The sequence below is a fragment of the Streptomyces fractus genome, assembly GCF_049844455.1.
GTDB lineage: Bacteria > Actinomycetota > Actinomycetes > Streptomycetales > Streptomycetaceae > Streptomyces > Streptomyces fractus.
In genome coordinates this window covers 6113777-6132373 of the sequence record NZ_JBMYHI010000002.1, presented here as the reverse complement: position 1 = coordinate 6132373, position 18597 = coordinate 6113777, and the positions used below count along the sequence as shown (strand labels likewise).

The window sequence follows — 18597 nt, the reverse complement described above, 5'->3', positions numbered from 1 at the left end:
CCTGGAAACCTCGCCGCTCCGCCCGCCCCGCGTGAGTGAACGGTCCACTATGGCCCAACACGCGTGCGTGTACGCGCCGTTGGTCCGCATCGGGCCGGTGTGGACCACCACGGACCGGAACTGGTCACTCTCCGTCGCATTCCGTCCGGTGTCCGGGTGCGGGGTACGCCGGAGGGGCCCGGCTCCGCCGAACCCGGCGAGTCGGCGCGCCGGACGGAGCAGACTGTGACCGTGGAAACACTGCCCGTGGAGGCCACCCGGTTCATCGGCCGTGAGGCCGAACTCGCGTACCTGGACCAGGAGCTGAGTGACCATCGGCTGCTCACGCTCACCGGCGTGGGCGGCGTCGGCAAGACGCGGCTCGCCGCGCGCCTGGCCCTGCGCACGGGCCCGCGCCTGGCCGACACGGTGTGCTTCGTGCCGCTCTCCCCGCTGCACGACCCGGCCCTGCTCGGCAACGTACTCCTGGAGGAGCTGCGCCTCGCCGACAACTCGAACGAGGACGCCGCCGACGTCGTCGCCCAGTGGCTCGCCGACAAGCGGGTGCTGCTCGTCCTCGACACGTGCGAGCACCTGCTGGACGGCTGCGCCCGACTGGTCCGCAAGCTGCTCGACGTCGCGCCGGGCCTGCGCGTCCTGGCGACGAGCAGGCAGCCGCTGGGCCTCGCCGACGAACACCGGTTCACGGTCGCGCCGCTGCCCGTCACGGCCGAGGGCGACGAGGGGCGGCCCGGCGACGCGGTCGCGCTCTTCGCCGACCGGGCGGCGCTCGCCTCCCCCGGCTTCCGGCTCGGGCCCGGCGAGCGGGGCGTCGCCGAGGCCGTATGCCGGCACCTCGACGGCATCCCGCTGGCGATCGAACTGGCCGCCGCCCGGCTCGCCGAACTCCCCCTGGAACAACTGGGCTCCCTGCTCGGCGACCGCCTGGACGCGCTGACCGCGTCGGACGGGCACACCGGCCCCCCGCGCCACCGCACGCTGCGCGCCACCATCGGCTGGAGCCACGAACTGTGCACGCCGCTCGAACGGCTGCTGTGGGCCCGCCTGTCCGTGTTCACCGGCGGCTTCGACCCGGCGGGCGCGCGGGCGGTCGGCCGCGGCGGGCCGCTCGGCGAGGACGCGGTGCCCGGCGCGCTCGAAGGACTCGTGGCCAAGTCGCTGGTGCGGCGCAGGCCCGGCGGGCGCTACGACATGCTCGACACGGTCCGCGAGTTCGGGGCGTCGTGGCTGGAGCGGCTCGGGCCCGAGGAGCTGGCGGGGGCGCGGCGCAGGCACCGGGACTTCCACCTGGAGCTCGCGCGGCGGGCCGACGCGGGCTGGATGGGGCGCGAGCAGGAGCAGTGGTACGAGCGCCTCGTCACCGACCACCCCAACTTCCGTATGGCGCTCGACTTCTGCCTGGAGACCCGCGACGGACCGGCGGCGCAGAAGCTCTGCGGGCACCTGTGGATCCTCTGGTTCCCCTGCGGGTTCGCCCGCGAGGGCCGGCGGTACGCGGAAGCCGCACTGGCCCTGTCCGAGCGGCCGGGCCCCGAGTATCTGCTCGGCCTGTGGGCCTGCGCGACGGCGGCCCTCTCGCAGGGCGACACCGAGGCGGGCCTGAAGATGGCGGGGCAGTTCCGCGACCGCGCGCAGCCACATCCGTCACCGGCCCAGGTGATGGCGGCGGCGTACCTGGAGAGCACCTCGCTGTGCCTGATGGGGCGGCTCCCGGAGGCCGCCGATGTCATCGACGCGGCGCCCGACCTGCGGGGATACACCGGCCCTTACGACGCGGCCTGGTGCCTGGCGACGGCCGGGCGCGCACTCGTGCACGTCCTGTCGGGCGAGTTCACGGAGGCCGCCGTGGTGGCGCGCAGGCTCGAGGAGGAGTGCGGCCGGCGGGGCGAGCAGTGGTCGCACACCTGGGCCAGCTGGGCGGCGGCCCTCGCGGCCAACGGCCAGGGCCGGCCCGCCGAGGCCGCGCGGCAGGCGCTGGCCACCATCGCGGGCAAGTCCCGGTTCGGCGACCGTGTCGGCGTCGCGCTGGCGGTCGACGCCCTGGCCTCCTCCCTGAGCACGCTCGGCGGTTCCCACCGCGCGGCCCGGCTGCTCGGCATCGGCCAGCGCGTCTGGCAGGGCCTCGGCCGCCCCCAGCTCGGCTCCCCCGACCTGGTGGCCGCCCGGAACAGCACCGAGCGCCGCATCCGGGACTCCGTGGGTGACGCCGCGTACGACGAGCAGTACGCGGCGGGCCTGGAGATGGACACCGCGGAGGGCATCGCCTACAGCCTGGCCACGGGAACGGGTGTCGACACCGGCTGACCGCGCCCCCGCCCCGCTACGCTCGGCCGCATGATCACAGGAGCGCACACCATCCTCTACTCCTCCGACGCGGACGCCGACCGGGCGTTCTTCCGGGACGTGCTCGGCTTCCCGCACGTCGACGCCGGGGGCGGCTGGCTGATCTTCGCGGCGCCGCCCTCCGAGATCGCGGTGCATCCGACGGAGGGCGAGCCCAAGCACGAGCTGATGCTGATGTGCGACGACGTGGACGGCACGGTCTCCCAACTGACCGACAAGGGCGTCGAGTTCACATCCGCCGTCCAGGACCTTCGCTGGGGCCGCCTCACGTCGTTCCGCCTGCCGGGCGGCGGCGAGGTCGGCCTGTACGAGCCACTGCACCGGACGGCGCACGGCTCCTAGGGCGACCCCGGTGTTGTCGAGCCCAGTGCGACAAGCGCGAGCACCTGGCGCTCGCGCTCCGGCAGCGGAAGTCCGCATTTCAAGCCCCGCCGGCGATTGAGGCGCGGGGTCCGGGGCGGAGCCCCGAGGCGTAGGAACGACTCAGCTCGGCGTACGCGAGGCCGCGGCCAGCAGCTCGCCCACCTCATCCGTGCACAGGGTCAGGGCGGCGCCCACCGTGCCGAGCACATCCCGCTCCCCCGCCGCGTACATCCCGTCCGCGAGCGCGATCCTCGCCCCCTGCAACAGGATCGACTCCCGCCCCGCCGGAGCGAGATGCTGCGCCAGCGGATCGAGCGCCTCGTGCAGCTCTATGGCAAGACCGGCCCCGGTCCCGCACTGCCCGGCGGCCCGCCCCGCATCGGCGACCAACGCCTCGACGAGCGCGGCGAGTTGTTCCTCGCAGGTGTCCTCGAACCCGGCCTCCCGCAACGTACCCACCGCGCATTCGAGCGCCAGCGGTGACGTTCCGCCGCCCGCGAGGACCGCGAGGACCACCGTGTGCACGGCGTCCCGCAGCATCGCCGAGAAGCGGTGCGTGGTCGGGTGGTCGAGCGCGTCCGTGCCGAACCGGCCCTCGCAGGCCGCGCATTCGACGACCGGGCCCGCCTGCCCGCGCGGCACGACGGGAACGCCGAGGAGCACCAACCGGCGCTTCCCGGTCCGCCGTCGGAAGTTGCGATCGCCGCCACAGCCGGGGCAGAAGAACTCGCCGTCGCCCACGGTCGTCCATATGGTGTGCACCCCGAACATCCGCGAGAGCCCGGTCAGTCCCATGCGTCCCTGATTCGGCAGCACGTCGCACACCTCCCGTCGTGGCGCCGCATCATCGCGGCGTTGGCGTGATGTTAGCCACATTGTTGATGCGGCGTCAGTACCTTGGTCACGCCCAGGTCACGGAACTTCTCGCTCCTGGCCGGGACACGACGCGGCCCCGCACACCCACAAAAGGTGCACGGGGCCAGGAAACCGCAGGTCAACTAGTTCATCGGGTGGCGCGGTTGACCGCCGAGACGACCGCCTTCAGCGAAGCACGTGTCGTGTTCGCGTCGGTGCCGATGCCCCACAGAACCTTGTCCTCGATGGCGACCTCGATGTACGAGGCGGCGACCGCGGAGGCGCCCTCGCTCATCGTGTGCTCCTGATAGTCCAGGAGACGGGCGTCGATGCCGATGCCCTGCAGGGCGTGGAAGAAGGCGGAGATGGGTCCGTTGCCGGTACCCACCAGCACCTGCTCGACGCCGTCCACCTCGGCCTCGACGGTCAGCGTGTCCACGCCGTCCGTGTCGGTCGTGGTCTGACCCGTCTTGACCTGGATGCGGCCCCACGGGTTGGCCGGGTTGGGCAGGTACTCGTCCTGGAAGACGGCCCAGATGTCCTTCGGGGTGACCTCGCCGCCCTCGGCGTCCGTCTTCTGCTGGATGACCTTGGAGAACTCGACCTGCATACGGCGCGGCAGGTCCAGGTTGTGGCCGTCCTTCAGGACGTAGGCGATGCCGCCCTTGCCGGACTGCGAGTTGACCCGGATGACGGCCTCGTAGGAGCGGCCGACGTCCTTCGGGTCGATGGGCAGGTACGGGACGGCCCACTCGATGTCGTCGACGGTGACGCCCTTGGCCTTGGCGTCGGCCTCCATGGCGTCGAAGCCCTTCTTGATGGCGTCCTGGTGGGAGCCGGAGAAGGACGTGTAGACCAGGTCGCCCACGTACGGGTGGCGCGGGTGGACCTCCATCTGGTTGCAGTACTCCCACGTGCGACGGATCTCGTCGATGTCGGAGAAGTCGATCTGCGGGTCGACGCCCTGCGAGAACAGGTTCATGCCCAGGGTGACCAGGTCGACGTTGCCGGTGCGCTCGCCCTGGCCGAACAGGCAGCCCTCGACGCGGTCGCCGCCGGCCATGACGCCCAGCTCGGCGGCGGCGACGGCGGTGCCGCGGTCGTTGTGCGGGTGGATGGACAGGCACACGTACTCGCGGCGCGACAGGTTGCGGGACATCCACTCGAAGCGGTCCGCGTGCGTGGACGGCGTCGAGCGCTCCACCGTGGCCGGCAGGTTGAGGATGATCTCGCGGTCCGGGCCCGGCTGGTAGACGTCCATGACGGCCTCGCAGACCTCCAGGGCGAACTCCAGCTCGGTGTCCGTGAAGATCTCGGGGCTGTACTGGTAGCCGAACTTGGTCTCCGGGCCGAGCAGCTTCTCCGCGTACTCCATGACCAGGCGCGTGCCGTCTACGGCGATCTGCTTGATCTCTTCCTTGGAGCCGCGGAAGACGACGCGGCGGAAGACCGGCGCCGTGGCGTTGTACAGGTGGACCGTGGCGTTCTTGGCGCCCTTCAGGGACTCCACGGTCCGCTCGATCAGGTCCTCGCGGGCCTGCGTCAGTACGGAGATCGTGACGTCGTCCGGGATGGCGTCCGGGTCCTCGACGATCGAGCGTACGAAGTCGAAGTCCGTCTGCCCCGACGCGGGGAAGCCGACCTCGATCTCCTTGTAGCCCATCTTGACCAGCAGGTCGAACATCGCGCGCTTACGGGCGGGCGACATCGGGTCGATCAGCGCCTGGTTGCCGTCGCGCAGGTCCGTGGAGAGCCAACGGGGGGCGGTGGTGATCCGCTTGCCGGGCCACGTGCGGTCCGGGATGTCGACCTGGTCGTACTGGCCGTACTTGTGGATCGGCATGCTGCTGGGCTGCTGGCGGTTTGCCATGATGCGTGGGCTCCTCGGAGGTGGCCTTGAAGGCGGCCGACGGCGCAACACCAAACTCCGCGGGGAGGGAGCCGGCCTTGTCTACAGGCCCTCGCCGCGGCAGCTAAGGAGAAGCAGCCCGAATCGCATGATGCACCGCACCTTAGTCGAGTACCGCTGGACGCGAAGACCCGTATCAGTATGCGGGACCGTGGACAGGTAACGGGTAAGAGGTGATCAATACCTCTATTTCGCTAATCATGGTGGCAGGTAGTGACAGCAGCATCACCCGGTGCCAGATTGCCTCGCATGACCGCAAATCCAACGGGGAACCCACAGGGGTTCGAGCCCGTGTTCTGCACCATCGTGCCGCCCCACATCCTCGACAAGGCAGCTCAGGCCGAGGACTCCGCGATCGCCGCCAAGGCCCGCCGCTCCCTCGAGCGCGACGCCTTCGAGCGCACGCACCGCCGGATGACGACCGTCATCGGCGCGCCCTCCGTCGCCGCGCCCGCGGGCCTCGAGGGCCAGAAGCCGCACCGCACCATCTACGACGCCCGGCACCGCACGGAGCTGCCGGGGCGGAAGGTGCGCGGCGAGGGGGACAAGCCGGGCAAGGACGCGACCGTCAACCGCGCGTACGCGGGGCTCGGCGCGACGTTCGAGCTGTACCTGGAGAAGTTCTCCCGCTACTCGATCGACGGCAACGGCCTGCCGCTGAACGCCTCGGTGCACTACTCCGAGGAGTACAACAACGCGTTCTGGAACGGCGAGCAGATGGTGTTCGGCGACGGTGACGGCGAGATCTTCCTCGACTTCACCATCCCCGTCGACGTCATCGGCCACGAGCTGACCCACGGCGTCACGCAGTACACGGCGAACCTGACGTACTTCGGCCAGTCCGGCGCGCTCAACGAGTCGCTGTCCGACGTCTTCGGCTCGCTGATCAAGCAGTACACGCTCGGCCAGAACGCCGCGGAGGCCGACTGGCTGATCGGTGCGGGCCTGCTCGCGCCGCGCGTCACGGGCGTCGCCCTGCGCTCCATGAAGGCGCCCGGCACGGCGTACGACGACGATGTGCTCGGCAAGGACCCGCAGCCCGCCGACATGGACCACTTCGTGAAGACGGGCCGCGACAACGGCGGCGTGCACATCAACTCCGGCATCCCCAACCACGCGTTCTACATCCTGGCCGAGGCGCTCGGCGGGCACGCGTGGGAGAAGGCCGGGCAGATCTGGTTCGACACCCTCACCGGCGGCCGGCTGAAGCAGGACTGCCTGTTCGCCGACTTCGCCAAGGACACGGTGAAGTCCGCGCAGGCCCGCTACGGCGGCGGCGATGAGTACCAGTCGGTCCTCAAGGCCTGGGAACAGGTCGGCGTGCCGACGTCCTGACGGCACACCGGTTTCGGAGTAGACAGGACCCCATGCGTATTCACGTCTCACGCACGGGCGGATTCGCCGGCATCGACCGGCACGCCGAGGTGGACACGGCGGGCCGGTCCGATGCCCACGAGTGGCACGCCCTGGCCGAGAAGGCGGTGTCCTCCGGCCGGGCCACGCCCCCGCTGGGCGTCCCCGACGGCTTCAGCTACACGATCACGGTGGACACCACCACGGTCTACTGCGCCGACCCCCGCCTGACCGAAGCCCAACGCGACTTGATCTCACGGGTGTTGAAGGAGGGCGCCTGAGCCGAGTACGGGCATTTGAAGCCCCTCCGGCGATTGAGGAGCGGGGTCCGGGGCAGCGCCCCGGGACCGCAACCCCGCCACGGCTACAGCACACCGGCATCCCGCGCCGACCACACCGACGGAAACACCGGCCGATACCCCAGCTCCCGCCGGAGGCGATCCGTCGACATCACCCCATGCCACGGATCCACCCCCACCTTCTCGTACACCTCCGCCGGCACCGGAACCCCACCGAGCCCCAGAATGTCGACCGTCGTCACCGGCGCGTCATCGGCGATGTTGTAGACCCCGGCCGCACCGGCCCCGTACAACAGCCTCCGCAGCCCCTGCGCCACATCCACGTGATGCCCCATGTGCAGCCTCTGCATCGCCGGCCAGGCAACCGCCCACTCCAGCACGTTGTCGAGATGCGGATCCCCGTCCCCGTACACGAACGGCAGCCGCCCGATCCGCAGGTCGTCGAGCCCGTCGAGGTCACGCAGCGCCCGCTCCGCCTCCCACTTGGACTCGGGGTACGCGCCCCACAGCGTCCCGCCCGGCACCGTCTCGTCCGACTCCACCAGCGGCCGCCCCCGCCCGGCCCCATACACGAGCCCCGTGCTGACCTGCACGAACCTCCGCACTCCCGAGGCCACCGCGGCCCGGCCGAGCTCGATCGCCGCGTCCCGGTTGACCGCCCGCGCCTCCTCGTCCGGCACCCCGCGGAACGCCGCCGCGGCGTTGATCACGGAGTCCACCCCGGCCGTCGCCTTGCCCAGCACGTCGGCGTCGCGCAGATCGCCGACGACCACCTCCGCGCCCAGCTCGGCGAACCGCTCCCCGCGGGCCGCGTCCCGTACGAGGACCCGCACCCGGTCCCCCTGCGGCGCGCCCTTCAGCAGTCGCGGCACGAAGCGCCGCCCGACCTGTCCCGTCGCGCCCGTCACCAGTGTCAGCATGGCCGCCTCCTCGATAGCGATGTCGTAGCCATGCCCGAAGCCTCGGAGATCCGGGCGCGCGGCGGGAGAGACGCGTTCATCCAGGGACCGGCACTCCCTGGATACGCGCTGGATACGGCGCCCGACCCGCGCGATCCTGAAGAGGTGAACCGTCCCGAACTCGCCGACTTCCTGCGCCGCTCCCGCATCCGCCTGTCCCCGTCCGACGTGGGGCTCACGGCGGGCCCGCGCCGCCGCACTCCGGGCCTGCGCCGCGAGGAGGTGGCGCAGCTCGCGGGGATGTCCACGGACTACTACACGCGGCTCGAACAGCGCCGTGGCTCGCATCCGTCGCGGCAGATGCTCACCGCGCTGGCCCGCGCGCTGCGCCTCTCCGACGTGGAGCGGGACCATCTGTTCCATCTGGCGGGCGAGGAGCCGCCCAGGCCAGGGGTCTCTTCGGAGCACGTCAGCCCGGGTCTGCTGCTGATCCTGGACCGGCTGTACGACCTGCCGGCGTCGGTGATGAGCGACTGGGGCACGGTGCTCGCGCAGAACCCCATGTCGGTGGCGCTCACCGGGGAGCACGTCGGGGAGAACATGGTGCGCCGCTGGTTCACGGATCCGGACATCCGCACGCTGTTCCCGCCGGAGGCGCACGAACCGCACGCCCGCTCGCACGTGGCGAACCTGCGCGCGGTCACCGCGGCCCGCCCCGACGACCCGGGGCCTGCCGCGCTCGTCGCCGAGCTGCGCGCCGGGTCACGGGAGTTCGAGGCGATGTGGGCCACGCACGACGTCGTGGTGAACCGCCCGTCGCCCAAGCGGTTCACGCACCCCGTGGTCGGCGTCCTCGACCTCGACTGCGAGGTGCTGACGGGCGACGGCCACGGCCAGCAGCTCGTCGTGCACTCGGCGCGGCCGGGCACGGAGACGTACGAACGCCTCGAGCTGCTGCGGGTGATAGGCCTCCAGGACCTGACACCCACGGACACGTAGGCGCTCGCGTAAGCAGTCCCGTAGAAGGATCAGAACCCGAGCTTGCGCAGCTGCCGCGGGTCCCGCTGCCAGTCCTTGGCGACCTTGACGTGCAGGTCCAGGTAGACCGGAGTGCCGAGGAGCGCCTCGATCTGCTTGCGGGACTTGATGCCGACGTCCTTGAGGCGCTTGCCCTTCGGGCCGATGATGATGCCCTTCTGGCTGGGCCGCTCGATGTAGACGAACGCGTGGATGTCGAGGAGCGGCTTGTCGGCGGGCCGGTCCTCGCGCGGCAGCATCTCCTCCACCACGACGGCGATGGAGTGCGGCAGCTCGTCCCGTACGCCCTCGAGCGCGGCCTCGCGGATCAGCTCCGCGACCATGACCTGCTCGGGCTCGTCCGTGAGGTCGCCCTCCGGGTAGAGCATCGGGCCCTCGGGCAGCATCGGGATCAGCAGGTCGGCGAGCAGGTCCACCTGCTTCTCGCCGACGGCCGACACCGGCACGATCTCCGCCCACTCGATGCCGAGCTCGCGGCCGAGCTGGTCGATGGCGATGAGCTGCTCGGCGAGGGTCTTGCTGTCGACGAGGTCCGTCTTGGTGACGATGGCGACCTTCGGCGTCTTCTTGATCGACGCGAGTTCCTTGGCGATGAACTTGTCACCGGGGCCGAGCTTCTGGTCGGCGGGCAGGCAGAAGCCGATCACGTCGACCTCGGCCCATGTGGTGCGCACCACATCGTTGAGCCGCTCGCCCAGCAGCGTGCGCGGCTTGTGGAGTCCGGGGGTGTCCACCAGGATCAGCTGCGCGTCCTCGCGGTGCACGATGCCGCGCACGGTGTGCCGCGTGGTCTGCGGCTGGTCGGCGGTGATCGCCACCTTCTTGCCGACCAGAGCGTTCGTGAGGGTGGACTTGCCCGCGTTGGGGCGGCCGACGAAGCAGGCGAAGCCGGCGCGGTGCACGGGCTCCGAGGAATTCGACGACTGGGACGGCTGGGTACGAGCGCTCATGGCGCCCATTGTCCCCGATGGCGGGCGTGCCGCAGCACAGTGAGGCCCCGGTAACCACCCGGCAACAAGAAACACGGCGGAAACCCACCCGTGCGGTTCCGGAAACGCGGACCCATGACGCTGATCCGCATGCCTGCCTCGACCGTGCCCCTCGCCGCCCCCGCACTCGATACCGGCGACACCGCCTGGCTGCTCGCCGCCACCGCCCTCGTGCTGCTCATGACGCCGGGACTCGCGCTCTTCTACGGCGGCATGGTCCGCACGAAGAGCGTCCTCAACATGCTGATGATGAGCTTCGTGTCGATCGCCCTCGTGACCGTGGTGTGGCTGGTCGCGGGCTACTCGCTCGCCTTCGGCGACGACGCCTTCGCGGGCCTCATCGGCGGCCTCCAGCACGCGGGCATGGCCGGCATCGGCCCGTCCGACGTCACCGGCACGGTCCCCACCTTCCTCTTCACGACCTTCCAGCTGACCTTCGCGATCCTCACCGCGGCGCTGATCAGCGGGGCGGTCGCGGACCGTACGAAGTTCGGGGCGTGGCTGGTCTTCGTCCCGCTGTGGGCGCTGCTCGTATACGTTCCCGTGGCGCACTGGGTGTGGGGGCCCGGCGGGTGGATCGCGAATCATCTGGGAGCCCTCGATTTCGCGGGCGGTCTGGTCGTCGAAATCGCCTCGGGAGCGTCCGGTCTGGCGCTGTGCCTCGTCCTCGGGCCGCGCATCGGCTTCAAGAAGGACGCGATGCGGCCGCACAACCTGCCGATGGTGATCATGGGCGCGGGCCTGCTGTGGTTCGGCTGGCTGGGCTTCAACGGCGGCTCGGCGCTCGGCGCGAACGGGATCGCCGCGGCCTCCCTCTTCAACACCCTGATCGCGGGCTGCACGGGCCTGCTGGGCTGGCTGTTCGTGGAGCAGCGGCGGGACGGGCACCCGACGTCGTTCGGCGCGGCCTCGGGCGCGGTGGCCGGACTGGTCGCGATCACCCCGGCCTGCGGGGTCGTCGGCGTACCGGGGGCGGCCGTCGTCGGGCTCGCGGCCGGTGTCGTGTGCTCGTACGCGGTCGCCTGGAAACTGCGCTTCCACTACGACGACTCCCTCGACGTCGTCGGCGTCCACTTCATCGGCGGCGTCGTGGGCACGGTCCTCATCGGCCTGTTCGCGACGTCCGCGATGACCGGGTCCGCGGCCAAGGAGGGGCTGTTCTACGGCGGCGGGTTCGCGCAGCTCGGCAAGCAGCTGCTCGCGGTGCTGGTCGTCGCGGCCTACACCTTCCTCGTCACGTACGGGATCGGGAAGGCCATCGACCGGCTGATGGGCTTCAGGGCCGCGGCCGAGGAGGAGCTGACCGGGCTCGACCAGACGGCGCACGCGGAGAGTGCGTACGATCACGGCGTCCTGAGTGCCGCCCCCGTCGCCCGAAAGGTCGCGCCATGAAGTTGATCACCGCGGTCGTGAAGCCCTTCCGCCTCGACGAGGTCAAGACCGCGCTCCAGGAGCTGGGCATCCAGGGCCTGACCGTGACCGAGGCGAGCGGCTACGGCCGTCAGCGCGGGCACACCGAGGTGTACCGGGGCGCCGAGTACCAGGTCGACCTGGTGCCGAAGGTGCGGATCGAGGTCGTCGTGGAGGACGCGGACCTGGAACCCGCGATGGACGCGATCGTGCGGGCCGCACGGACCGGGAAGATCGGCGACGGCAAGGTCTGGGCGGTCCCGGTCGACACGGTCATCCGTGTCCGCACGGGCGACCAAGGCCCGGACGCGCTCTGAGCGCGCGGCTCAATCGCCGCAGGGGCTTGATAGATCAAGCCCCGCCGGCGATTGAGGCGCGGGGTCCGGGGCAGAGCCCCGAGGCCGCAACGACGGTGCCGGTCAGAGACCCGCCTTCGCGCCGCAGACCGGCCAGGCGCCCGGCCCCTGTTCGGCGAGAACCTTGTTGGCGACAGCCATCTGCTCCGACGGAGTCGCCTGGTGCGCGGACGACGCGTACTGCGTACCGCCGTAAGCCGCCCACGTGGACGGCGTGAACTGAAGCCCACCCGAGAACCCGTTGCCCGTGTTCGCGGCCCAGTTCCCACTGGCCTCGCACTGGACGACGGACTGCCACTGGGACGCGGACGCCCCCGTGGCCGCCGAGGCACTGCCGGTCCCCGCGAGCACCAGCATCCCGCTGGCCCCTGCCAGAACGGCGGCGGCGCCCAGACGGCGGGTACGGGACATACGGGCGGCGGGGCGACGAAGCGCGGCGGAGAACACGAAGCAGAACCTTTGTTTGGGGACGTGGTACGTCACCCGGTGCGGCGGCCGGTCGGTCGGCTGCCGCAGCGGGCGACCACTCCACCGTGAGCCACGCCGAGCCCCCGGCCCAGGGGCCGCCCGGCCCGCCGCCCCACCCTTCGGTCCCCGCCCCGGGTCCCGCTCCGCCGGGACCTGCGCCCCGGGCCCTTGGTCCCGCCGACCGCTCCCCGGGCCCCGTGCCCGCACGCACGACGCCCGCCGCCCCCGGGCCCTCGGACCCGGGTGAGCGGCGGGCGTGAGCGTACTCACAAAGCCTTGCCGGACACGGCGGTTCAGCCGGCCGCCAGCGTCCCCTTCACCGCGCCGTCGCCCCCGGCCAGGAACACCGGCGTACCGGCCCCGCCCAGGTCGCGTACGGCCGCGAGGTCCTCCGCCGAAAGGTCGTCGGCGGCGGAGACGACGGCCGCCGCCTCCAGGGACTGCGCGCCGGAAGCCACCGCCATGGCGACGGCCGTCTGCAGCGCGCTCAGCTTCAGGGAGTCGAGGGCGACGGTGCCCGCGACGTAGGTGCGCCCCGTCTCGTCACGCACGGCCGCGCCCTCGGGCACACCGTTGCGGGCCCGCGTGGAGCGGGCCAGGGTGACGATCTTGCGGTCCTCGGGGCCGAGGTCGGTGCTCTCAGTCATGGGGTGAGCATAGGGAAACCGCCGCGCGCGTCCCGCAACGGGGCACTACCCGGCCACCGGATACATCGCCCCGCGCCGCCCCTCCGGCGAGACCAGCCACTCCAGCTTCGCGGCGGTGTCCGCCTCGGCGAGCGGCGTGTGCAGCACGACGGTGAGGTCGGGCCGCGCGGGGATCTTCATCGCGGTCGACTCCAGGTGCAGCAGCCCCGCCACCGGATGCGTCAGCTCCTTGCGGACCTGCCCCTGCGCCTTGATGTCACGGCGCTCCCACAGCTCCACGAACTCCGGGCTCACCGCCTTCAGTTCGGCGACCACCTCCTGGAACCCCTCGTCGTCGGGGCACTCCGAGCAGGCGGCACGGAACTGGGCGACGACCGTCGCCGCGTTCTCCTCCCAGCTCTCGCTGCGGGAGCGGTAGAGGGAGTCGGTGAAGAAGTCGATGACGCAGTTCTGCCGGTTCTCCGGGCGCATCGCGAGGACGATCGCCGCCGCGTCGTTGTACATCACGCAGTTGTAGTAGGCGTCCATGATGTGCGCGGGGAACGGCATCCAGGCGTCGATGAGCCGCTGCAACCCGTCACACATCTGCTGGTCACCCGGCTCCACCTCGTACGCGGGCGGATTGAGCGCCGCGAGCACGTACAAGTGGCGCCGCTCCGCGCTGGTCAGCTTCAGGACGCGGGCCACCGAGTCGAGCACCTGCGGCGACACCGAGATGTCCCGCCCCTGCTCGAGCCACTGGTACCAGGAGGCGCCGACCCCGGCGAGCACCGCGACCTCCTCGCGGCGCAGCCCCGGCGTGCGCCTGCGGGCGCCGCCGTCGGGCAGGCCCGCCTCCGTCGGCGAGACCCGCGCCCGCCGGCTCATCAGGAACTCACGCAACTCGCTGAGCCGGTGCTTCTTGAGCGCTGCGCTCTCGGCCACGTAGGACTCCCCCGGTTGTCTGGTGGTGCGACCACCAGCATAAGTTCCCACTCTCCACGGTTATTCCGGTCGTACGAAGCTCTTGGCCATGGCGATCGACACCGCAACCTCCACCAGGGCTTCCACGGCTCCTCAGACCCAACTCCCCACCGCGCCCCGCCTGTCGGGCCGCGACAAGCTCGTCCTCTTCGTCCTCTGCGCCGCCCAGTTCATGGTGGCGCTCGACTTCTCCGTGCTGAACGTGGCGCTTCCGGTGCTCGGTCCCGACCTCGGCATGAGCACCTCCGCGCTGCAATGGGCGGTCACCGCCTTCGCCCTGCCGTCCGGCGGCTTCCTGCTCCTCTTCGGCCGGATCGGCGACCTGTACGGGCGGCGCCGGATCTTCCTGTCCGGGCTCGCCCTGTTCGGCGCGGCCTCGCTGCTCGCGACGTTCGCCTGGGACCCGGCGTCCTTCCTCGCGGGCCGCGCGCTCCAGGGCATGGGCGCGGCGGCGATCGTGCCGACCGGCATGTCCCTGCTGACCACGACGTTCCCCGAGGGCCCGCAGCGCGACAAGGCGCTCGGCATCTCCGGCACCCTGATGTCCCTCGGCTTCACCGTCGGCATGGTGGCCGGCGGAGTGCTCACCGACGCGCTCGGCTGGCGCTCCACGATGGGCCTGCTGACGCTGTTCGCCGTGCTCGTGCTGCCGCTCGCGCCCGGACTGCTGCCCGAGTCCCGCACCCCGGACCGCCCGCGCCTGGACATCCCCGGCGCCTTCACGGTCACCGGCGGACTGCTCGCCCTGATCTACGCGCTGTCCACCGCGGCGGAGGTCGGCTTCGGCCGCGCGGACGTCCTCGTCACACTCGTCGCAGGACTCGCCCTGCTCGCCGCGTTCGGCTACGTCGAGTCCCGCAGCGCCCAGCCGCTGGTGTCGCTGCCGATGCTCCGCCGCCGCACCATCGCCTGGGGCAACCTGGGCGGCCTGGTCACCTTCTCGATGATGTCGACGATCGTCTTCGTCCTGACGCTGTACCTCCAGGAAGTGCTGCGCCTGTCGGCCTTCCAGACCGGACTCGTCTTCGGCGTCCAGGGCGTTCTGTCGGTCGCCGCGGGGGCCTGCACGCCGAGGGTCGTCGGCCGCTTCGGCGCCCGCCGCACCCTGATCGGCTCGCTCGTCGGACAGGGCGTGCTCATCGCCTCGCTCCTCGGGATCGGCACCGGCGGCGCCTCCGTGTGGCTCGCCACCGCCGGAGTCTCGCTGGCCAGCGCCTTCCACCTCGGCGCGATCATCTCGTACGGCCTCACGGTCACCTCGGGCGTCCCGAACGAGGAGCAGGGCCTGGCCACGGGCCTCGTCACCTCGACCCAGCAGGTCGGCATCACCGTCGGCATCCCGCTGCTCGGCGTCCTCGCGACGACGTCCACGGACCTGCTGACCGGGGTGCACACGGTGATCGCCCTGGACGCGGCGATCGTGCTGGTGGCGGCGGCACTGATCTCGGTCGGACTGCGCGGCCGGCGCGGCTAGGCGACGGTCATGACCGGTCGAGCCGCAGCCGCTCGGCCTTCGGCAGGCCCGCCACCACCAGGTCGTACGAATCCTCGACAAGCTCCCGGACGATCCTGTCCGGGAGCTTCTCGGGTTCGTCGACGGTCACCGTGTTCCAGTGCCGCTTGTTCATGTGCCAGCCGGGCACGATGAGGCCCTCGTGCTCCCCGCGCAGCCGCAGCGCGTCGTCGGGGTCGCACTTCAGGTTCACGGTCAGCGGCTGCCCGTCGAGGTGCGTGAGGGCGAACATCTTGCCGAGCACCTTGAACACGGAGGTCTCCGGGCCGAACGGGAAGTCCTCCACCGCCGCGTTGAACGACAGGCAGAACGCGCGCAACTCCTGCGGTGTCACTTCCCCAGCTCCCCCGTCGGCTCCGAGAGCACGGTCACGATCTTGTTCCGGCGGCCCGCCGCGGCCTCCGCGGTCAGCCGCAGCTCCCGCCCGTCCGGCAGGGTGACCACGGACGAGGCACCGGCGATCGGGACCCGGCCGAGGGCCTTGGCCAGCAGCCCGCCCACCGTCTCCACGTCCTCGTCGTCGAACTCCTCGATGCCGTACAGCTCACCGAGGTCACCGATGTCGAGCCGGGACGTCACCCGGAACCGCTCGTCGCCGAGCTCCTCCACGGACGACACCTCGCGGTCGTACTCGTCGGTGATCTCGCCGACGATCTCCTCCAGGATGTCCTCGATCGTCACGATGCCGGCGGTACCGCCGTACTCGTCGATCACCACGGCCACATGCGTACGCAGCTGCTGCATCTCGCGGAGCAGATCGCCCGCGTTCTTGGTGTCGGGCACGAACGTCGCGGGCCGCATCGCGGTGGACACCAATTCGGCCTCGGCGTCGCGGTTGATGTGCGTCTTGCGCGCGAGGTCCTTCAGATACACGACGCCCACGACGTCGTCCTCGCTCTCACCGACCACGGGAATCCGCGAGAACCCGGACCGCAGGGCGAGCGTAAGGGCCTGCCGGATGGTCTTGTACCGCTCGATGACGACGAGGTCGGTACGCGGCACCATCACCTCCCGCACGAGGGTGTCGCCCAGCTCGAAGACGGAGTGCACCATACGGCGCTCCTCGTCCTCGATCAGGGACTCCTTCTCGGCGAGGTCGACCAGGGCCCGCAGCTCGGCCTCCGAGGCGAAGGGGCCGCGCCGGAAGCCCTTGCCGGGAGTGAGCGCGTTACCGATCAGGATCAGCAGCGGCGGGATCGGCCCCATGATCCGCGCCAGCGGCAGCAGCACATACGCCGCCGCGGTCGCGGTGTTCAGCGGATGCTGCCGCCCGATGGTCCGCGGCGAGACCCCCACGGCGACGTACGACACGAGCACCATCACACCGATGGCGACGAGCAGCGCCTGCCAGGTCTCCCGGAACGCCTCCAGACACGCGTACGTCACCAGGGCGGCGGCAGCCATCTCGCAGGCCACGCGCACCAGCAGCGCCACGTTCAGATAACGCGTCGGGTCGGCGGCCACCTGCGACAGCTTGGCGCTGCCGCGCCGCCCGGACCGCACGGCCTCCTCGGCGCGGAAACTCGACACCCGCGCGAGGCCGGCCTCCGCGCAGGCGGCGAGCCAGGCGACGACGACCAGCGCGACGGCCCCGGCGATCAGCGAAAAACTCATGACACGGTCGGCGCCGGCGACGGCCCCGTCATCCCCTTCTCCGCACGCCAGCCGTCCACGATGCTCGCCTGGAGACCGAACATCTCGGCCTTCTCGTCGGGCTCCTCGTGGTCGTACCCGAGCAGATGCAGCACGCCGTGAACGGTCAGCAACTGCAGCTCCTCGTTCATGGAGTGCTGCGTCGGCGCGTCCTCACCCTGCTTCTTCGCGACCTCCGGACACAGCACGATGTCACCGAGCAGGCCCTGCGGGGCCTCCTCCTCGTCCTTCATCGGCGGCCGCAGCTCGTCCATCGGGAACGACATGACATCCGTCGGCCCCGGCAGATCCATCCACTGCACGTGCAGCTGCTCCATGGCGTCGCCGTCCACGACGATCACCGAGAGCTCCGACAGCGGGTGGATCCGCATCCGTGCGAGCGCATAGCGGGCGATGTCGAGGATCGCCTGCTCGTCGACCTCGGTTCCGGACTCGTTGTTGACGTCGATCGACATGGCGCTGTTGGACTACTTTCCTTGGTTCCCTCTGGGGCGGCTCTTGCGGGAGCCGTTCTCCGTACCGTTCTCGGAGTCGTACTTCTCGTACGCGTCGACGATACGGCCGACGAGCTTGTGCCTCACGACATCCTGCGAGCTGAGCCGCGAGAAGTGCACCTCGTCGACCCCGTCCAGAATGTCCTGCACCTGCCGCAGCCCACTCTTCGTGCCACCCGGCAGGTCGACCTGCGTCACGTCACCCGTGATCACGATCTTCGAGTCGAAACCGAGCCGGGTCAGGAACATCTTCATCTGCTCGGGACTGGTGTTCTGCGCCTCGTCGAGAATGATGAAGGCGTCATTGAGCGTACGGCCCCTCATGTATGCCAGCGGCGCCACCTCGATGGTTCCCGCCGCCATCAGGCGCGGGATCGAGTCCGGGTCGAGCATGTCGTGCAGGGCGTCGTACAGGGGGCGCAGGTACGGGTCGATCTTCTCGTACAGCGTTCCCGGCAGGAATCCGAGCCGCTCGCCCGCCTCCACCGCGGGGCGGGTCAGGATGATGCGGTTGACCTGCTTGGACTGGAGGGCCTGGACGGCCTTGGCCATCGCCAGGTAGGTCTTGCCGGTGCCCGCCGGGCCGATACCGAAGACGATCGTGTTCTTGTCGATCGCGTCGACGTACCGCTTCTGGTTCAGCGTCTTGGGGCGGATCGTGCGGCCCCGCGACGACAGGATGTTCTGCGTGAGCACCTCGGCGGGCGTCTCCTGCCCATTGCTCCCGCCGGCCTTCAGCATGGCGATGGAACGCTCCACGGCGTCCTCGGTCATCGGTGCCCCCGTCCTCAGTACCAGCATCATCTCGTCGAACAGGCGCTGGATGAGGGCGACTTCCCCCGACTCCCCGGTCGCGCTGATCTCGTTGCCCCGGACGTGGATGTCGGCCTCCGGGAAGGCCTTCTCGATCACTCGCAGCAGCGCGTCCCCCGACCCGAGCACCTCGACCATGGGGTGCTTCGGCGGAACGGTGAACTGTGCGCGGGCGCTGGATGGTGTCTGCGTCATGAGCCGGGCCTGTGGCCCTTGCGTCCTCCCCGTACGG

18 protein-coding genes and 1 pseudogene are annotated in these 18597 nt (G+C 70.8%); 8 read left to right on the top strand and 11 right to left on the bottom strand.

Going from position 1 to position 18597, the window contains the following annotated elements; genetic code table 11:
* Positions 1-225: 225 nt before the first annotated feature.
* Both ACP4E5_RS29680 and ACP4E5_RS29675 read left to right on the top strand, forming a co-directional pair.
* On the top strand, positions 226-2304 hold the full coding sequence (locus ACP4E5_RS29680; RefSeq protein WP_425833932.1) for an ATP-binding protein: 2079 nt from the start codon (positions 226-228) through the stop codon (positions 2302-2304).
* A 30-nt stretch (positions 2305-2334) separates the two neighbouring features.
* On the top strand, positions 2335-2685 hold the full coding sequence (locus ACP4E5_RS29675; RefSeq protein ID WP_425833930.1) for a VOC family protein: 351 nt from the start codon (positions 2335-2337) through the stop codon (positions 2683-2685).
* 141 nt (positions 2686-2826) lie between these two features.
* On the opposite strand, the gene ACP4E5_RS29670 is transcribed toward ACP4E5_RS29675, so the two are convergent.
* Positions 2827-3522, bottom strand: a complete 696-nt coding sequence (locus tag ACP4E5_RS29670) for a TerB family tellurite resistance protein (protein WP_425833928.1) — start codon at positions 3520-3522, stop codon at positions 2827-2829.
* 187 nt (positions 3523-3709) lie between these two features.
* Complete coding sequence (gene leuA, locus ACP4E5_RS29665) at positions 3710-5431, bottom strand: 2-isopropylmalate synthase (protein ID WP_425833926.1); 1722 nt, start codon at positions 5429-5431, stop codon at positions 3710-3712.
* A gap of 288 nt (positions 5432-5719) precedes the next feature.
* On the opposite strand from leuA, the gene ACP4E5_RS29660 reads away from it, so the two are divergent.
* On the top strand, positions 5720-6805 hold the full coding sequence (locus ACP4E5_RS29660) for a M4 family metallopeptidase (protein ID WP_425833924.1): 1086 nt from the start codon (positions 5720-5722) through the stop codon (positions 6803-6805).
* A gap of 32 nt (positions 6806-6837) precedes the next feature.
* Positions 6838-7104: a protealysin inhibitor emfourin gene (locus ACP4E5_RS29655; RefSeq protein ID WP_425833922.1), complete on the top strand. Its 267-nt coding sequence runs from the start codon at positions 6838-6840 to the stop codon at positions 7102-7104.
* An 83-nt stretch (positions 7105-7187) separates the two neighbouring features.
* Here the strand turns inward: ACP4E5_RS29655 and ACP4E5_RS29650 are convergent, their stop codons facing one another.
* A complete protein-coding gene (locus tag ACP4E5_RS29650; protein ID WP_425833920.1) occupies positions 7188-8042 on the bottom strand; it encodes an NAD-dependent epimerase/dehydratase family protein in 855 nt (284 codons plus the stop codon).
* Between the two features lie 144 nt (positions 8043-8186).
* On the opposite strand from ACP4E5_RS29650, the gene ACP4E5_RS29645 reads away from it, so the two are divergent.
* Positions 8187-9020: a helix-turn-helix transcriptional regulator gene (locus ACP4E5_RS29645; protein WP_425841753.1), complete on the top strand. Its 834-nt coding sequence runs from the start codon at positions 8187-8189 to the stop codon at positions 9018-9020.
* A 29-nt stretch (positions 9021-9049) separates the two neighbouring features.
* Here the strand turns inward: ACP4E5_RS29645 and era are convergent, their stop codons facing one another.
* Complete coding sequence (era, locus tag ACP4E5_RS29640) at positions 9050-10018, bottom strand: GTPase Era (RefSeq protein WP_425833918.1); 969 nt, start codon at positions 10016-10018, stop codon at positions 9050-9052.
* A 120-nt stretch (positions 10019-10138) separates the two neighbouring features.
* Here era and ACP4E5_RS29635 point away from each other — a divergent pair, with 120 nt between their 5' ends.
* Entirely contained in the window at positions 10139-11440 is a 1302-nt protein-coding gene (locus ACP4E5_RS29635; protein ID WP_425833916.1) for an ammonium transporter, read from the top strand.
* A complete protein-coding gene (locus tag ACP4E5_RS29630) occupies positions 11437-11775 on the top strand; it encodes a P-II family nitrogen regulator (protein ID WP_425833914.1) in 339 nt (112 codons plus the stop codon). Before ACP4E5_RS29635 ends, ACP4E5_RS29630 begins: the two co-directional genes overlap by 4 nt.
* A 120-nt stretch (positions 11776-11895) precedes the next feature.
* Here ACP4E5_RS29630 and ACP4E5_RS29625 read toward each other — a convergent pair.
* The 3 genes and pseudogenes from ACP4E5_RS29625 to ACP4E5_RS29615 form a co-directional block, all read right to left on the bottom strand.
* Positions 11896-12225, bottom strand: a pseudogene (locus ACP4E5_RS29625) (transglycosylase family protein); the annotation flags it as partial.
* Between the two features lie 350 nt (positions 12226-12575).
* Entirely contained in the window at positions 12576-12929 is a 354-nt protein-coding gene (locus tag ACP4E5_RS29620; RefSeq protein WP_425833912.1) for a cytidine deaminase, read from the bottom strand.
* A 45-nt stretch (positions 12930-12974) separates the two neighbouring features.
* Positions 12975-13796 carry a helix-turn-helix transcriptional regulator gene (locus ACP4E5_RS29615; RefSeq protein ID WP_425841750.1) on the bottom strand — a complete coding sequence of 274 codons (822 nt, stop codon included), beginning with the start codon at positions 13794-13796 and terminating at the stop codon, positions 12975-12977.
* 145 nt (positions 13797-13941) lie between these two features.
* On the opposite strand from ACP4E5_RS29615, the gene ACP4E5_RS29610 reads away from it, so the two are divergent.
* A complete protein-coding gene (locus ACP4E5_RS29610) occupies positions 13942-15366 on the top strand; it encodes an MFS transporter (RefSeq protein ID WP_425833910.1) in 1425 nt (474 codons plus the stop codon).
* A gap of 7 nt (positions 15367-15373) precedes the next feature.
* Here the strand turns inward: ACP4E5_RS29610 and ACP4E5_RS29605 are convergent, their stop codons facing one another.
* The 4 genes from ACP4E5_RS29605 to ACP4E5_RS29590 are packed head-to-tail and all read right to left on the bottom strand — an operon-like array spanning position 15374 to position 18560.
* On the bottom strand, positions 15374-15739 hold the full coding sequence (locus tag ACP4E5_RS29605) for an MmcQ/YjbR family DNA-binding protein (protein WP_425833908.1): 366 nt from the start codon (positions 15737-15739) through the stop codon (positions 15374-15376).
* The gene (locus ACP4E5_RS29600) at positions 15736-17019 is read right to left on the bottom strand and encodes a hemolysin family protein (RefSeq protein ID WP_425833906.1); all 1284 of its coding nucleotides are present in this window, start codon (positions 17017-17019) and stop codon (positions 15736-15738) included. The genes ACP4E5_RS29605 and ACP4E5_RS29600 overlap by 4 nt, the downstream gene beginning before the upstream one ends.
* Positions 17016-17513: an rRNA maturation RNase YbeY gene (ybeY, locus tag ACP4E5_RS29595; protein ID WP_425833904.1), complete on the bottom strand. Its 498-nt coding sequence runs from the start codon at positions 17511-17513 to the stop codon at positions 17016-17018. Before ybeY ends, ACP4E5_RS29600 begins: the two co-directional genes overlap by 4 nt.
* Positions 17514-17525: 12 nt before the next feature.
* A complete protein-coding gene (locus ACP4E5_RS29590; RefSeq protein ID WP_425833902.1) occupies positions 17526-18560 on the bottom strand; it encodes a PhoH family protein in 1035 nt (344 codons plus the stop codon).
* Between the last annotated feature and the right edge of the window lie 37 nt (positions 18561-18597).

Coding starts and splice junctions, on each gene's coding strand:
- ACP4E5_RS29675 (WP_425833930.1), top strand. CDS start 2,335: ATGATCACAGGAGCGCACACCATCCTCTACTCCTCCGACGCGGACGCC.
- leuA (WP_425833926.1), bottom strand. CDS start 5,431: ATGGCAAACCGCCAGCAGCCCAGCAGCATGCCGATCCACAAGTACGGC.
- ACP4E5_RS29660 (WP_425833924.1), top strand. CDS start 5,720: ATGACCGCAAATCCAACGGGGAACCCACAGGGGTTCGAGCCCGTGTTC.
- ACP4E5_RS29655 (WP_425833922.1), top strand. CDS start 6,838: ATGCGTATTCACGTCTCACGCACGGGCGGATTCGCCGGCATCGACCGG.
- ACP4E5_RS29650 (WP_425833920.1), bottom strand. CDS start 8,042: ATGCTGACACTGGTGACGGGCGCGACGGGACAGGTCGGGCGGCGCTTC.
- era (WP_425833918.1), bottom strand. CDS start 10,018: ATGGGCGCCATGAGCGCTCGTACCCAGCCGTCCCAGTCGTCGAATTCC.
- ACP4E5_RS29635 (WP_425833916.1), top strand. CDS start 10,139: ATGCCTGCCTCGACCGTGCCCCTCGCCGCCCCCGCACTCGATACCGGC.
- ACP4E5_RS29630 (WP_425833914.1), top strand. CDS start 11,437: ATGAAGTTGATCACCGCGGTCGTGAAGCCCTTCCGCCTCGACGAGGTC.
- ACP4E5_RS29620 (WP_425833912.1), bottom strand. CDS start 12,929: ATGACTGAGAGCACCGACCTCGGCCCCGAGGACCGCAAGATCGTCACC.
- ACP4E5_RS29615 (WP_425841750.1), bottom strand. CDS start 13,796: ATGAGCCGGCGGGCGCGGGTCTCGCCGACGGAGGCGGGCCTGCCCGAC.
- ACP4E5_RS29610 (WP_425833910.1), top strand. CDS start 13,942: ATGGCGATCGACACCGCAACCTCCACCAGGGCTTCCACGGCTCCTCAG.
- ACP4E5_RS29600 (WP_425833906.1), bottom strand. CDS start 17,019: ATGAGTTTTTCGCTGATCGCCGGGGCCGTCGCGCTGGTCGTCGTCGCC.
- ybeY (WP_425833904.1), bottom strand. CDS start 17,513: ATGTCGATCGACGTCAACAACGAGTCCGGAACCGAGGTCGACGAGCAG.
- ACP4E5_RS29590 (WP_425833902.1), bottom strand. CDS start 18,560: ATGACGCAGACACCATCCAGCGCCCGCGCACAGTTCACCGTTCCGCCG.